This window comes from Buchnera aphidicola (Aphis helianthi), assembly GCF_005083845.1.
Taxonomy (GTDB): Bacteria; Pseudomonadota; Gammaproteobacteria; order Enterobacterales; family Enterobacteriaceae; genus Buchnera; species Buchnera aphidicola_AW.
In genome coordinates, this window is the sequence record NZ_CP034894.1 from 246266 (window position 1) to 261821 (window position 15556).

Below are 15556 nucleotides of genomic sequence, written 5' to 3' on the forward strand. Positions count from 1 at the left end.
TTTTAATTTTTGTCTAAAAACATATTATAAATATATTATATTTTTTTATCCTCGAGAAATTCCTACTATTCCAGAACGAGTCATTTCAATAATTTCGGATATATTTCTAATTATTTTAAGAAAAGAATCTAACTTTTTTGTAGTACCTGAAAGTTGTAATACATATGTTGTAGAAGTGATATCTACAATTTGTCCTCGAAAAACTTCAGTAATATGTTTAATATCATTTTTGCAATTGTTTTTTTGTACTTTTAACAACATAATTTCACGTTCTATATGAGATGTTTGTTCAATTTTTATAACTCTTAAAACATCAATTAATTTATGTAATTGTTTTTCAAGTTGTTCAATAGATTGTTCATTTCCTACTGTTTGTATAGTCATTTTTGATAGAGAAGGGTCTTCGGTAGGTGCTACTGTAACTGTTTCTATATTATAACCTCTTTGTGAAAAGAGCCCTATTACACGTGATAATGCACCTGATTCATTTTCTAAAAGAATAGATAAAATTCTTCGCATATTTTATTAGCCCTCTTTTTTCCTTAACCACATTTCATTCATACCTCCTCCTTGAACCTGCATAGGATAAACGTGCTCTGAATTATCTATTTGAATATCTAAAAAAACTAAATTGCCTTCAGATAGTTTTTTTAAAGCAAATATTAATTTTTTTTCTAATTCTTCTGTTTTACTTATACGTAATCCAATATGTCCATATGATTCTACTAATTTCACAAAATCTGGAAGTGATTCCATATATGAATGAGAATGTCTTCCAGAATAAATCATATCTTGCCACTGTTTTACCATTCCTAAAGAAGAATTATTTAAATTTAATATTAAAACAGCTAAATTATATTGTTTTGCAGTTGATAACTCTTGAATATTCATTTGAATGCTACCATCACCAGTAATACAAATTACAGTAGCTTCAGGTATTGCTAATTTTACACCTAGTGCTGCTGGTAATCCAAATCCCATAGTACCTAATCCACCGGAATTAATCCAATGTCTAGGCTTGTCAAATTTATAATATAGTGCTGCAAACATTTGATGTTGACCAACATCGGAAGTAATATAAGATGTGCCTTTAGTTAATTTAAATAGAGTTTGTATAACATTTTGAGGCTTTATTTTTATGCTTTGTTTATTATATTCTAAACTTTTAGTTTGTTTCCATTCTTTTATATTATTCCACCAATTTTCTAAAGAGTGAATTTTTGGTTCTTTTTTTATTAGTTCTAATATTTCTCTTAAAACATGTTTAGCATCTCCAACTATTGGTATATCTGCAGAAACAGTTTTAGAAATAGATGTAGGATCAATATCAATATGTAAAATAGTAGCATTTGGACAGTATTTTGTTAAATTGTTTGTTGTTCTATCATCAAATCGAACACCAACAGCAAAAATAACATCGGCATTATGCATTGCCATATTAGCTTCATAAGTACCGTGCATACCTAACATTGAAATACTTTGAGGATGATTACCGGGAAAAGCTCCTAATCCCATTAAAGATGTTGTGACAGGACAATGAGTTTTTTCTGCGAATTTTAATAATTCATGATTGCTGTTAGAACTAATAACTCCACCACCAGCATATATAACAGGTTTTTTTGCTTTTAATAATATACTTAGCGCTTTTTTAATTTGTCTGTGATGACCTTTAGTAGTTGGATTATAAGATCGTATATGCACATTTTTAGGCCAAATAAATCCATATTTACTTTTTTGTTTTAAAACATCTTTAGGTAAATCAATAACTACTGGACCAGGACGTCCAGTAGACGCTATCCAAAAAGCCTTTTTAAAGATATTAGGTATATCTTCAGTTTTTTTAACTAAAAAGCTATGTTTTACTATTGGTCGAGAAATACCAATCATATCACATTCTTGAAATGCATCATACCCAATTAATGATGATGCTACTTGTCCTGAAATTACTATCATTGGAATTGAATCCATATAAGCTGTGGCAATTCCAGTAATTGCGTTAGTAGCACCTGGTCCGGAAGTCACTAATACCACACCTGTTTTTCCAGTAGATCTTGCGTATCCGTCAGCCATGTGAGTAGCTGCTTGTTCATGTCTTACTAAAATGTGTTCAATTCCACCAACGGTTTTTAGGGCATCATAAATGTCTAGTACCGCACCACCAGGATAACCAAATATATGTTGTATTCCCTGATTAATTAATGATCTAATAACCATTTCGGCTCCTGATAATATTTCCATTTTTTCCTCCAGGATGCTATTTTATTAGTTTTATTCCTAGTTTTTTATTTGTAGTTTATCCTGATAGTTTATCTAGATAAAGCAAGAACAATATTGATAATTAAAAAATAAAAATTTAAATATTTTTTAGTATTTTTGATGTTTTAAATTAAAATTAATTTATTATTACAAATATATTAAATATTATCAATAAATTGAAATAAATTAAACCATTATATATTCTATACAAAATTAAATATTTTTTAGAATAGTTGTTATTTTATCAAAAATTTTTTAAATTGTGGTGATGTCCATGTTGATAATTTATTTTTTTCTTTAGATATAATGCAAACAGCTAAATTTTCCTTTATAGATAATTCCTTAGCTTTTTTCAAACCTAATAAAAGCAATCCAGTATCCCAACTATCTGCTTCTAACGCAGTTGAAGAAATAACGCTTACAGATATTAAATTATTTTTTACAGGAATTCCATCTTTAGGATTAATAATATGTGCAATATTTTTGCCATTAAGAAAATAATAATTAAGATAAGTTCCAGCTGTACTAATAGACTGATTTTTTAGATGAATAAGTAATTGAATTGCTTTTGTTTTATCAGTAGGTTTTTGAATTGCGATAAGTTTTGATTTTTTATTATTTTCTATTTTAACTAAAACTGTACCTCCTATTGAAATAGTGTAATTTTTTATTCCTTTTTTAGATAAAATACAAGATAAATGATCTACAGCAAATCCTTCAGCTAATGTAGAAGGATTGATTTTTATACCATCTATATTTTTTTGTAAATATATTCCATGTACGTTATTAATAAGTTTTAAATGTTGAATACCTGTAAGATTGATATTTTTTTTTATTATATTTTTTGAAGGATAATTATGAGGTTTTTTTTGAGTTCCAAATCCCCATATATCAATTAAGGTGCCAATAGTTATATCTAATTTTCCATGAGTTTTCTTATGAATTGTTTGTGCTGTTAAAATAATTTTTAGAAAGTTTTTATTAATTTTTAATAGTTTATATTTTTTTAATTGATTGAATTGATAAACTAAAGATTTTTTTTTCCAAGGAGATAATAATTGTTCATCTATATCTAAATTTTTTTGTATTAATTTTTTTATATATTTTATATTTTTAATTTTTATATTGGGAATTTTTACCTGCCAGTATGTTCCCATTGTTTTTCCTTGTAATTTTGTTATTTGTGTTTTTTTTTCGTTTTGATAATCTTTACAAACGATATAAAAAAATATCAAGCAATATAAAAAGATTTTAATTATCTTATTTAAGATCATAATTATAAAACCATTTTTTTTAAACAAAAAATGTTATATAGAAAAAATACAATTTAATTTATTTTATATAAATATTTATAAATTTACATAAAAAATAAATATTTATAAAATTACAAATTTTTAATTGTTTATTAAAAGTTTTTTTATTTATCTGATAACGATCGATGGAGTTAATGGATGATGGAGTGTATACTAAAATTTTATTTCAATTGATAATTTTAATTGTTATTCGTTTTATCAAGATTAGATTGTAATTTATGAGAAAGAAATAATGAAAAGAATAAATATAGTATTACGCGGGACAGTATTTATTTTAACTCTATTACTAAGTTTTGGAATGTCTTGGGGAAATGCAAATGTTACTTCTAATAATATATCCTCAACACAAATTATTCCTAGTTTAGCACCTATGTTAGAAAAAGTAATGCCTTCAGTAATTAGTATTAATATTGAAGGTAATAATACAATTCAAACGTCTCGATTACCTCATCAATTTCAACCATTTTTTGGTGATAATTCTCCTTTTTGCCAAGGTAATTCACCTTTTCGGAATTCTCCTTTTTGTCATTCTAATCCAAATTCCGATAATACAAATGAAAAGTTTCATGCGCTAGGATCAGGTGTTATTATTGATGCTGAAAAAGGATATGCTGTTACTAATAATCACGTTGTAGAAAATGCAAATAAAATACAAGTACAATTAAGTGATGGACGTCGCTATGCAGCTCATGTAATTGGAAAAGATCCAAGATCTGATATTGCTTTAATACAATTAAAAAATGCAAACAATTTAAGTGCAATTAAAATTGCAGATTCTGACTCTCTAAGAGTTGGTGATTATACTGTAGCTATAGGTAACCCGTATGGTCTTGGTGAAACTGTGACATCTGGTATTATTTCTGCTTTAGGCAGAAGCGGACTAAACATTGAACATTACGAAAATTTTATTCAAACTGATGCTGCTATTAACAGAGGTAATTCTGGAGGAGCATTGGTTAATTTAAATGGTGAATTAATAGGTATTAACACTGCAATATTAGCTCCAGATGGGGGTAATATAGGTATTGGTTTTGCTATTCCTGGAAACATGGTTAAAAATCTTACTGCACAAATAGTTCAATTTGGACAAGTAAGACGTGGTGAGTTAGGAATAATAGGTATGGAATTAAATTCTGATTTAGCAAAAATCATGAAAATTAACACTCAAAAAGGTGCTTTTATTAGTCAAGTTTTACCTAACTCCTCTGCATTTCAAGCAGGTATTAAAGCTGGAGATATTATTATATCTTTAAATAAAAAACCTATTTACAGTTTTGCAGCATTACGTGCTGAAATTGGATCTTTACCAGTGACTACTAAAATGGAGCTAGGAATTTTCCGAAATGGTAAAATTAAAGATATTATTGTTGAATTAAAACCATCTTTTAAAAATAGTATTAATTTTGGCGAGATTTATATAGGTCTCGAAGGTGCTAATTTATCTAATTATATATTAGATCATCAGAAAAAAGGCGTAAAAGTAGAAGATGTTAAAATACATACTTCAGCTGCAAAAATTGGCTTTAAAAAAGATGATATTATTCTAGAGGTTAATCAAAAACTAATAAATAATTTAGATGATTTGAAACACGAATTAGATTCCAAGCCACATGTATTAGTTTTTGGAGTAAAAAGAGGAAATTCTAATATTTACTTAGTAACTGAACAATTAGTAAATGAATAATTTTTATATAATTCCGCCCGATTTTTTCATACGGGCGGTTTTCTATATTATTTTAAATTACGTAATAATTGATTAATTTCTACTTTGCTCATTGTCTTACAATCTACTTTTTTGACAATAATTGCAGAATATAAATTATATTTTTTATTTTGTGATGGTAAACTTCCTGAGACTACAACAGAATTAGCAGGAATTCGTCCATAAGAAATTTCTTCTGTTTCTCTATTATAAATTTTAGTACTTTGACCAATAAAAACACCCATAGATATTACAGAACCTTTTTCTACAATTACCCCTTCTACAATTTCAGAACGAGCACCAATAAAACAATTATCTTCAATTATAGTGGGATTATTTTGTAGAGGCTCTAATACCCCACCTATACCAACTCCTCCTGATAAGTGTACATTTTTTCCGATTTGAGCACAGGATCCTACAGTGGCCCATGTATCAATCATAGTTCCTTCATCTATATATGCACCTATATTAACGTATGATGGCATAACTACTGTATTACGATTAATGAATGCGCCATATCTAATAGTAGCCTGAGGTACTATACGAACTTTTTCTTTTTTAAAATTTTCTTCAGTATATTTATTATATTTAAGTGGAATTTTATCGTAATAATTAGTATTTTCACCTATAAAAATATTATTTTTTGTAAAATATATATATAATAAAATTGCTTTTTTTAACCATTGATGAGTAATCCATGTATTATCTTGTTTTTCTGAAATACGAATTTTTCCTTTATTTAATAATTTAATTATATAAGTGATTGTTTCATAAGTTTCAGCATTAATAGTTTTAAAATTTATTTCATTTCTATGTTCATAAGCATTTTCAATTATTTGTTGAAATTTTTTCATTATAAATTATCCTAATTTACTATATTTTGTTATATAAAAAATTTAATTTTATTAATTAATGAAACTAGGAAGTATTTTTTCATGTTTTTGCCATGTTAAAATATCACATCCATTATTTGTGACCAATATAGTATGCTCGTATTGAGCAGATAATGAGTGATCTTTTGTTTTTACAGTCCATCCATCTTTCATACATTTGACTTCTGATTTTCCTGCATTAACCATAGGTTCAATAGTAAAAATCATTCCTTTTTCTAATAATATTTTATTATTATTTTTATAGTGTAATATATGTGGTTCTTCGTGAAATGAAGCACCGATTCCATGCCCACAATATTCTTTTACAACTGAAAAACCATTATTCTCAACATAATTTTCAATTATTTCTCCAATTTTATAAAGTGGTATTCCTGGTTTAATTATATTTAAAGAAGCATAAAGGCTTTCTTGAGCAACTTTACATAAACGTTTAGATAACGTATTTGTTTTACCTACAAAAAACATTTTTGAGGTATCAGCATAATAATTGTTTTTAATAACTGTAACATCAATGTTTACTATATCTCCTATTTTTAAAATTTGATTTTTATTTGGAATACCGTGGCATACAACATCATTAACAGAAATACAGACAGATTTTGGAAAACCATGATATCCTAAGCAAGCTGGAATGGCATTGTTTTGCTTAATAAAATCATGACAAATATCATTTAGTTCTTCTGTACTTATATTTGGTTGAATATATGCTTCAATCATTTCTAATACTTGTGCAGCTAGTTTTCCAGATATTCTCATTTTTTCTATTTCTGATTCTTTTTTTATTATACAATTCATAATATTTAACCAATTTAAATAAATTAAATTTAATTTGCTTAAATTATAGTTTATAAAATTTAGTTATAAAAATTTTTTATTTTAATATTTAATTATTAATTGAAAGAAAAAATGAAACACATTAATAATTATTGCTGTTCTTAAGTATCTAATATGATATATTTTATTCAATTTGTTAAATATATTTAATATTATTACATTTAGCTAAAATATTTGTCTTTTCTTGTTTGATATAAACGTTATAAAATTATTTATTTCATCAAACATTTATGTTTTATACTTTTTATTTAAGGAATTGTTATGGAAATTGTATCAATGAGAGATATGTTAAAAGCAGGGGTTCATTTTGGACATCAAACCCGATATTGGAATCCGAAAATGAAACCATTTATTTTTGGTTCTAAAAATAAAGTACATATTATTAATTTAGAAAAAACTCTTCCAATGTTTAATTTTGCTTTATTAGAATTAAAAAAAATATCTGTTAAAAAAGGTAAAATATTATTTGTTGGAACAAAAAGAGCAGCTAGCAAAAAAATTAAAGAAACAGCAATAATTTGCGAACAATTTTATGTTAATCATCGTTGGTTAGGAGGTATGCTGACTAATTGGAAAACAGTACGTCAATCTATTAAGCGCTTAAAAGATTTAGAAATAGAATCTAAAGATGGTACTTTTTTAAAACTTACAAAAAAAGAAGCATTAATACGAACACGTGAATTATTTAAATTAGAAAATAGTTTGGGTGGTATAAAAAATATGGGAGGTCTTCCAGATTGTTTATTTGTTATTGATGCTGCTCATGAACATATTGCCATTCAAGAAGCAAATAACTTAGGGATTCCTGTTTTTGCTGTCGTAGATACTAATTCTAATCCTGATGGTGTAGATTATATAATACCGGGAAATGATGACGCAATTAGATCTGTTTCACTATATTTAAAAGCTGTAACAATAAGTATTTGTAAAACAAATCATCAAACTTCATTATCTGAAGTATTAATAAATGAAAAAGAAAATATACATATTTAATTAATATATATTCGTATTTCAAAACTGAAAAGAGAAAAACTATATGACTACTAATATTAGCGCTGAATTAGTTAAAAAATTAAGATTACGTACAGGTGTTGGTTTTATGGAATGTAAACGAGCGTTAATAGAAGAAAATGGAGATATTGAGTTATCAATTGATAATTTGAGAAAATCAGGAAAATTGCAAGCTTCTAAAAAATTACAAAATACTACAAATCAAGGTTTAATATTTTCTAATATTGAAAATAATACTGGAGCCATGATTGAGTTAAATTGTCAAACTGATTTTGTTTCAAAAGATGCATTATTTATTGCTTTAGGAAAAGAAATAATTTCATCAATATTATCTAATAAAATCATAAAAATTGATGATATAAAAAAACATTTTGAAGAACAATTAACAGAATTGATTATTAAGTTTGATGAAAATATTAAAATCAATCGATTTAAAATTATTAAAGGTAATAACATATTTTCTTATATACATGCTGGTCGCATTGGTGTATTAGTTAGTGCTAATAATTTAAACCAAGATATATTAAAAAATATTGCAATGCATATAGCTGCAAGTAAACCTGAATATATATATCCACATGAAGTACCTAAATCTATTTTTGAAAGAGAGTATAATATTCAATTAGAATTAGTAAAAAATTATAAAAAACCCACTAGTATATTACAAAAAATAGTAGATGGTCGTATGAATAAGTTTGTTAATAACATTTCACTTGTTGGTCAAAATTTTATAATTGATCCAAATAAAACAGTAGGTGAAATATTAAATGAAAATAATGGAAGTGTTGTATCTTTTGATAGATTCGAAATAGGAGAAAATATAGTTAATGAAAAAAATATTGATTAATAGTGATATAATTTTCTTTTAAAGAAAATATATGTTTATTTAATACATAAAATATATTCGGATTAAAAAAAATGTCAACCAATATAAAATTTATATACCCCCGTATTTTACTAAAAATAAGTGGCGAAGTATTACAAGGAGTGAATAAATTTGGTATTGATATAAATTCTTTAAAAAAAATCGCTAAAGAAATAAAATTAGTATTAAATATTGGTGTACAAGTAGGATTGGTCATTGGTAGTGGAAATTTATTTCGTGGTTCAACTTTATCTAAAACTGGTATAAATAGAATAGCATCTGATCATATTGGCATATTATCAACGATAATTAATAGCTTAGCAATGCATGATATAATGCATTATTACTCTATTCGTTCTTATGTCATGTCTGCTATACCAATGAATGGTATATGCGAAACTTATACTTATAAACGAGCAATAAAACTTTTATGTAATAATTGTGTAGTAATTTTTGCTGCCGGTATAGGTAATCCTTTATTTACCACAGATTCAGCAGCATGTTTACGTGGAATTGAAACACAATCAAATATTATTTTAAAAGGAACAAAAGTTGATGGAGTTTATTCTAAAGATCCAAAAAAATATTCTCATGCAATTTTTTATAAAAAATTAACATACAAAGATGTTCTTAAAAAAGAACTAAAAGTTATGGATTTATCTGCTTTTTCTTTAGCTAGAGATCATGATTTACCCATTCGAGTCTTTAATATTAATAAGCCTCAATCTTTATATCGTATTGTTACAGGATATGATGAAGGTACTATTATTACCACATAAAATATAATAATTATAGATACGTAAAATATTTCAAAAGAATAAACTTAATAATAAATAAAAAATAAATATAACCGATAGGTAATCATGTGATTAATCAGATTTATATGAACAGTAATCAAAAAATGGAACTATGTATCAAAAATTTTCAAATTCAAGTAAATAATATTAAAACTGGAAGAGCATCTCCAGAACTTCTCAAGAATATATATGTTGAATATTTTGGTTCTAAAGTACCAATTTTCCAAATATCTAATATAATAGTTGAAGATTATCATACTCTTAAAATTAATATATTTGATAGTTCTAATACAAATTTAATTAATAAAGCTATTTTGAATTCAAATCTTGACTTAAATCCAATTATACATGGTAAAGATATAATTGTACCAATACCAGGATTAACAGAAGAAAGAAGAAGAAACCTTGTTAAAATTATAAGAAATAATGCAGAAAATACTCGGATTTATATACGAAATATTCGAAGAGATGCTAATGAAAAAATTAAAATTTATTTGAAAAATAAAATTATTGGAACAGATCAAGAACATAGTGCACAAAATAAGATTCAAAAAATAACAGATGAATATATTAAGAAAATAGAAACTATTTTGGTCGTAAAAGAACAAGAATTGATGAAATTTTGATATATTATTAACAACAAAAGTGAAAATTAATATTTATATCTTAAATAGATTAATAAAAACATTTTTTATAATAAAAAGTTTTATGAAAAAAATAACAATTTTAGGTTCAACTGGTTCTATTGGTATTAGTACAATATCTATTATTAAAAAACATCCTAATTTATTTAAAATAGTCGCCTTAGTTGCAAATAAAAATTTTTCTATGATGTTGAAGCAATGTGAATTTTTTTCTCCTGATTGGGTAGCTATGAAAAATGAAAGATCTGCAAATATACTTAGAATAAAACTTAAAGAGAAAAAAATTAAAACACAAGTTTTATCTGGAATTAAAGAAATTTGTGCACTAGCTTCTTTGGAAGATAATGATGTTGTAGTATCTGCAATTGTTGGAATGGCAGGTTTAATGCCTACTTTATCGGCTATATATGCTGGAAAAACAATTTTATTAGCTAATAAAGAATCTTTAATTACTTGTGGTCATATATTTATGAATGCTGTGTCTTTTCACGATGCTAAAATAATTCCTATAGATAGCGAACATAATGCTATTTTTCAGGTTTTACCTAAACGTTTACAAAAAAATTTAGGAAAAGTTAATTTAAAAGAAAATGGTATTAAATCTATTATTTTAACTGGTTCAGGTGGACCATTGTATAATTTAAAAAAAGAAAATTTACCTTTTGTTAAACCTGAACAAACATTTATGCATCCGAATTGGTCAATGGGAAAAAAAATATCAGTAGATTCAGCAACTATGATAAACAAAGGTTTAGAATATGCTGAAGCAAGATGGTTATTTAATGCCTCAGATAGTGAAATTAATATTTTAATTCATCCTCAGTCAATTATTCATTCTATGGTAGAATATATTGATGGTTCAGTATTAGCTCAACTTTCAATTCCAGATATGAAAGTTGCTATTTCATATGCGATGTCATTTCCTAATCGTATTGCTTCCGGTTCTGATTTTTTAAATTTTAAAAAATTGAAGTATTTAAATTTTTTTGAACCAGATTTTATACAATTTCCATGTTTAAAATTAGCAATTGATGCTTTTTCGAATGGTCAATCAGCAATGACAGTTTTAAATGCTGCTAATGAGATTTCCGTATCTGCTTTTTTACATTCAAAAATTCAATTTAATAAAATTTATGAAATAAATAGTGATATTTTAATATCCTCTTCTTTTTTAGAACCTACTTCCGTTGAAGAAATTTTAGAAATCGATAAAAAAACTAGAATAAAAACAGAAAAAAAAATATTAACTTTAATTAATTAAACAAATAATAATATTTTTATTTTAAATTAATTTTATTTATAAGAGAAATATATATTTAATGTTATGTAAATATTTACAACCCAAAACAACATTAAGAAAAAAAATACCTCGTCATATTGCTATTATTATGGATGGAAATGGAAGATGGGCTCAAAAAAAAGGTAAAATACGTACCTTAGGTCATAAAGCAGGTTTTAAAGCAGTTAAAGAAGCAATTAAATTTGCTATTCAAAATAAAATAGAAGTATTAACATTATATACTTTTAGTAGTGAAAACTGGAAACGTCCGAAATTAGAAGTAGTATCTTTGATTAAATTATTTTTATTTGCATTAAAAAATGAACTAAAATATTTAAATAAATATAATATTTGTCTTAAAGTAATTGGTGATTTAACGTTTTTTAGTGAAGAATTACAATCGTGTATTTATCAAGCAGAAAAAATTACTTTAAATAATAGTGGTTTGATTTTAAATATTGCTGCAAATTATGGTGGTAAATGGGATATAGTGCAAGGTGTAAAGAAAATAATAACTGCTGTTCACAATGGAGATTTAAATATTAATCAAATTGAAGAAAAAACGTTTTCTCAATATTTGTCTACTAGTAGTTTATTACCAGTAGATTTAGTCATTAGAACTGGAGGGGAGAAAAGACTGAGTAATTTTTTATTATGGCAAATAGCATATTCTGAATTATATTTTACTGATGTCTTATGGCCTGATTTCAATCGATTTGTATTTCAAGATGCAATGAGTTATTTTAGTACTCGAAACCGTCGTTTTGGAGGACTTATTAAAGATTAAAATATTGGTAATATTATTTAAATTTTATTAAAAATATTTTTTTGATAATATTAAATATTACCAAAATTTTATTTTTTATTTCTTATTATATCTTTTAGATTATATGCTATAAAAGCATGTAAGGTATTAGATCTATTGCAGGAAAAGTTGCAATAATGTTAATTAAAAAATTTTTTATGGTTTTTTTAATGTTTTTTAGTATAAATATTTATTCAAAAAATCTATGGACTATAAAAAACATTGAATTTCAAGGATTAAGATATTTTTCAAAAGAGGAAGCATTGAAAAATATTTTGTTTAATATTGGTAGTGAGATATCTGAACATGATATTAAGAACAGCATTAAATCTTTATTTCAAACGGGAAAATTTGCAGATATTAAAGTATTATGTTCAGAAAAATCACTTATTTTTAAAGTAATAGAACGACCTTTAATCTATCATATTAATTTTTTAGGAAATCATGTAATTACAAATACTATTTTAAAAAAATATCTTGATCAATTAGGATTTGAAATAGGTAAACAATATAATCCATATTTAACAAATATTTTTATAGAAAATATAAAAAAATTTTATAATCATGTTGGACGATATAAAGTAAAAATTAAATTGATAACAACTTTTTCTTCAAATAATAGAGTTAATTTGAAAATATTAATTGATGAAGGAAATTTGTCACAAATAAATAGTATTCAAATTTTGGGAAATAAAAATTTTTCTCGAGATGAAATAATTTCTTTATTTAAGTTAAAAGATTATACACCCTGGTGGTATTTATTGGACAAATGTGTTTATTATTCTGATCAATTAGAAAAAGATTTAAATAACTTAAGTAAGTTTTATTTAAACAAAGGATATTATTATTTTCATATAGATAAAAAAACAATTAATTTTTTAAAAGATCAAAATAAAGTTAATATTGTTTTGCACATTTCCGAAGGAAATAAATATAACATTGCTCAATTTTTTATTAATGGAAATACATTACAGTATTATAAAAAAATCAAAAATTTAATTAATATCAATCATAATGAAGTTTATAATCAAGAAAAAATTGATTTAATCATTCATAAAATAAAGTATTTTTTATCTGAAAATGGATATATTAATGCTCAAATTGTAATTAATCCTCAAATAAATTTTAAGAAAAAAACTATAATTTTAAATTTTAATATAAATATTAATCAACGTTATTTTGTTAATAAAATACGTTTTATAGGTAATGAGTTAACACAAGATTCAGTTTTGCGTCGTGAAATAAAACAAATAGAAGGTGAATGGTTAAATTTAAAATTAATTGATTTAGGGAAAGAATCACTAGAAAGAATTAAATATCTTTATGATATTAAAATTACTAAAGATTTTTTATATCATAAAAAAAATGCAGTTGATATTACCTATGAAATAAAAGAGCAACCTACTGGTACTATAAATTTTGGATTAGGATATGGAAAAGATAGCGGTTTAAGTTTTAATGCATCTCTTTCAAAAGATAATTTATTGGGATCTGGTAATTCTATTAAAGCTAGTGTTATTAAAAATGACAATCAAAAATATGCAGATTTTCTAGTTACATATCCATATTTTTTCGATGATGGTACGAATTTAAATATGAGATTATTTTATAATAATTTTAAATATCATCTTAATGATACATCAATGCTTACAAAGCAAACAGCTGGTTTTGAAAGTGATTTAAGTTTTTTAATTGATGAATTTAATAGGTTTAATGTAGGTTTTGGATATACTAGAAATAGTTTAATTAACACAGATAATTTAATTAATACAACTAGTTTAGTCCATCAAAAAAATAAAAAAATTTTTATAACTAATATTAATCAAAAATTTGATGATAAGTCTTTAACAAATAGTTTAGTAAATAATTTTACTTTAAATTATTCATTTTTACATAATACTTTAAGAAATGTTTATTTTCCTGTTTCTGGTAATCAAACTTATTTCAGTGGTAAAAATACTATTCCTGGTTCTGATGATAATTTTTATAAATTTTTATTAGATACTGAACAATATATACCGTTAGATGAAGAAAAAAAATTTATATTTTTAACTCATTTTCGAGCTGGTTTCGGAGATAGTTTAAATAAAGAAAAACTACCTTTCTATGAAAATTTTCATTCAAATAGCTCTAATAATGTTCGTGGATTTCGTGTTAATACTATTGGTCCAAAGCAAAATGATGCTATTAATAATTTAAAAGAATGTTTGGGACATAAAAACAATAATTTTTGTGAATCTTTAGACTCAGTCGGTGGAAATGCTATGATTATGACTAATTTAGAATTAGTTGTGCCCATACCATTTGTTAAAGAAGAGTATACAAATTTTCTTAGGTCTTCATTGTTTTTAGATGCTGGTAATATTTGGGATACTAAATCGAAACAACAAAAAAATAATTCTAATTTACAGTTTATAGATTTTAGTAGCTTAAAAAATATTTATTCTTCAATTGGTTTGTCTTTACAGTGGTTTTCGCCTATTGGACCGTTAGTATTTTCTTATGCTTTTCCTATTTATACAAATCAAAGCAATCAGTTAGAGGCGTTTCAATTTAATATTGGTAAAAATTGGTAATTTAAAGTAAATCAAATTTTTTATTATTATTTGTTAAAAAATATACGGTTTATTTATAAAATATGTGTTATTTGAATTGGTTATTTTTTATAAGGTAAGTATGTTAAATTATAATCATAATATTTTAGACATCAAAAAAATTTTAAAAATTTTACCCCATCGTTATCCTTTATTATTAATTGATCGAATTTTAGATTTTAAAATATTTTGTTATGTGAAAGCATTAAAAAATTGTACTATAAATGAGCCATTTTTTCAGGGACATTTTTTAAAAAAACCTATTTTTCCTGGTGTTTTAATTATTGAGTCTATGACTCAAGCAGCTGCTATTTTAATATATAAGAGTACAGGAATTTTAAATATCAACAAATTATACTATTTTGTTGGTATTGAAAATGCTAGATTTAAAAAAAATGTTATTCCTGGCGATCAAATATTTATTGAAGTATTTTATATTAAAAATAAAAAAAATTTAATTCAATTTAAAGCTATTGCATTAGTAAATAATATAAATATTTGTCATGCTACTATTCTTTTTTATAAAAAAGTTAATATTCAGTAAAATATTTTTATATCAAGTT

14 protein-coding genes are annotated in these 15556 nt (G+C 24.6%); 9 read left to right on the plus strand and 5 right to left on the minus strand.

Going from position 1 to position 15556, the window contains the following annotated elements; translation table 11 throughout:
* Positions 1-45: 45 nt before the first annotated feature.
* The 3 genes from ilvN to D9V62_RS01160 all read right to left on the minus strand — a co-directional run bounded on the left by ilvN (position 46) and on the right by D9V62_RS01160 (position 3413).
* Positions 46-519: an acetolactate synthase small subunit gene (ilvN, locus tag D9V62_RS01150; RefSeq protein WP_158339985.1), complete on the minus strand. Its 474-nt coding sequence runs from the start codon at positions 517-519 to the stop codon at positions 46-48.
* Positions 520-525: 6 nt separating this feature from the next.
* Positions 526-2238 (minus strand): acetolactate synthase 3 large subunit, encoded by a 1713-nt coding sequence (locus D9V62_RS01155; protein WP_158339986.1) that lies wholly within the window; start codon positions 2236-2238, stop codon positions 526-528.
* A 254-nt stretch (positions 2239-2492) separates the two neighbouring features.
* Positions 2493-3413, minus strand: coding sequence for an FAD:protein FMN transferase (locus D9V62_RS01160; RefSeq protein WP_187312795.1), 921 nt, complete (start codon positions 3411-3413; stop codon positions 2493-2495).
* Positions 3414-3801: 388 nt separating this feature from the next.
* On the opposite strand from D9V62_RS01160, the gene degP reads away from it, so the two are divergent.
* On the plus strand, positions 3802-5253 hold the full coding sequence (degP, locus tag D9V62_RS01165; protein ID WP_158339988.1) for a serine endoprotease DegP: 1452 nt from the start codon (positions 3802-3804) through the stop codon (positions 5251-5253).
* 47 nt (positions 5254-5300) lie between these two features.
* Here degP and dapD read toward each other — a convergent pair whose 3' ends face one another.
* Positions 5301-6125 carry a 2,3,4,5-tetrahydropyridine-2,6-dicarboxylate N-succinyltransferase gene (dapD, locus tag D9V62_RS01170; protein ID WP_158339989.1) on the minus strand — a complete coding sequence of 275 codons (825 nt, stop codon included), beginning with the start codon at positions 6123-6125 and terminating at the stop codon, positions 5301-5303.
* A 51-nt stretch (positions 6126-6176) separates the two neighbouring features.
* A complete protein-coding gene (gene map, locus D9V62_RS01175; protein ID WP_158339990.1) occupies positions 6177-6959 on the minus strand; it encodes a type I methionyl aminopeptidase in 783 nt (260 codons plus the stop codon).
* A 300-nt stretch (positions 6960-7259) separates the two neighbouring features.
* Between map and rpsB the strand changes: the two genes are divergently transcribed.
* The 8 genes from rpsB (at position 7260) to fabZ (ending at position 15537) form a co-directional block, all read left to right on the plus strand.
* Positions 7260-7991 (plus strand): 30S ribosomal protein S2, encoded by a 732-nt coding sequence (gene rpsB / locus D9V62_RS01180; protein ID WP_158339991.1) that lies wholly within the window; start codon positions 7260-7262, stop codon positions 7989-7991.
* 43 nt (positions 7992-8034) lie between these two features.
* On the plus strand, positions 8035-8856 hold the full coding sequence (tsf, locus tag D9V62_RS01185; RefSeq protein ID WP_158339992.1) for a translation elongation factor Ts: 822 nt from the start codon (positions 8035-8037) through the stop codon (positions 8854-8856).
* Between the two features lie 71 nt (positions 8857-8927).
* Positions 8928-9653, plus strand: coding sequence for a UMP kinase (gene pyrH, locus D9V62_RS01190; protein ID WP_158339993.1), 726 nt, complete (start codon positions 8928-8930; stop codon positions 9651-9653).
* Between the two features lie 86 nt (positions 9654-9739).
* A complete protein-coding gene (gene frr / locus D9V62_RS01195) occupies positions 9740-10297 on the plus strand; it encodes a ribosome recycling factor (protein ID WP_158339994.1) in 558 nt (185 codons plus the stop codon).
* 82 nt (positions 10298-10379) lie between these two features.
* Positions 10380-11576 (plus strand): 1-deoxy-D-xylulose-5-phosphate reductoisomerase, encoded by a 1197-nt coding sequence (ispC, locus tag D9V62_RS01200; protein ID WP_158339995.1) that lies wholly within the window; start codon positions 10380-10382, stop codon positions 11574-11576.
* Between the two features lie 58 nt (positions 11577-11634).
* Entirely contained in the window at positions 11635-12381 is a 747-nt protein-coding gene (uppS, locus tag D9V62_RS01205; RefSeq protein ID WP_158339996.1) for a polyprenyl diphosphate synthase, read from the plus strand.
* A gap of 188 nt (positions 12382-12569) precedes the next feature.
* Positions 12570-14975, plus strand: a complete 2406-nt coding sequence (gene bamA / locus D9V62_RS01210; protein ID WP_261979513.1) for an outer membrane protein assembly factor BamA — start codon at positions 12570-12572, stop codon at positions 14973-14975.
* A gap of 100 nt (positions 14976-15075) precedes the next feature.
* Complete coding sequence (fabZ, locus tag D9V62_RS01215) at positions 15076-15537, plus strand: 3-hydroxyacyl-ACP dehydratase FabZ (RefSeq protein ID WP_158339998.1); 462 nt, start codon at positions 15076-15078, stop codon at positions 15535-15537.
* Positions 15538-15556: the final 19 nt, after the last annotated feature.

Excerpts from the sequence above, each read along its gene's own strand:
- dapD (WP_158339989.1), bottom strand. The coding sequence starts at position 6,125 with ATGAAAAAATTTCAACAAATAATTGAAAATGCTTATGAACATAGAAAT.
- D9V62_RS01160 (WP_187312795.1), bottom strand. The coding sequence starts at position 3,413 with ATGGGAACATACTGGCAGGTAAAAATTCCCAATATAAAAATTAAAAAT.
- tsf (WP_158339992.1), top strand. The coding sequence starts at position 8,035 with ATGACTACTAATATTAGCGCTGAATTAGTTAAAAAATTAAGATTACGT.
- degP (WP_158339988.1), top strand. The coding sequence starts at position 3,802 with ATGAAAAGAATAAATATAGTATTACGCGGGACAGTATTTATTTTAACT.
- bamA (WP_261979513.1), top strand. The coding sequence starts at position 12,570 with ATGTTTTTTAGTATAAATATTTATTCAAAAAATCTATGGACTATAAAA.
- uppS (WP_158339996.1), top strand. The coding sequence starts at position 11,635 with ATGTTATGTAAATATTTACAACCCAAAACAACATTAAGAAAAAAAATA.
- ispC (WP_158339995.1), top strand. The coding sequence starts at position 10,380 with ATGAAAAAAATAACAATTTTAGGTTCAACTGGTTCTATTGGTATTAGT.
- rpsB (WP_158339991.1), top strand. The coding sequence starts at position 7,260 with ATGGAAATTGTATCAATGAGAGATATGTTAAAAGCAGGGGTTCATTTT.
- D9V62_RS01155 (WP_158339986.1), bottom strand. The coding sequence starts at position 2,238 with ATGGAAATATTATCAGGAGCCGAAATGGTTATTAGATCATTAATTAAT.
- fabZ (WP_158339998.1), top strand. The coding sequence starts at position 15,076 with ATGTTAAATTATAATCATAATATTTTAGACATCAAAAAAATTTTAAAA.
- map (WP_158339990.1), bottom strand. The coding sequence starts at position 6,959 with ATGAATTGTATAATAAAAAAAGAATCAGAAATAGAAAAAATGAGAATA.
- ilvN (WP_158339985.1), bottom strand. The coding sequence starts at position 519 with ATGCGAAGAATTTTATCTATTCTTTTAGAAAATGAATCAGGTGCATTA.
- pyrH (WP_158339993.1), top strand. The coding sequence starts at position 8,928 with ATGTCAACCAATATAAAATTTATATACCCCCGTATTTTACTAAAAATA.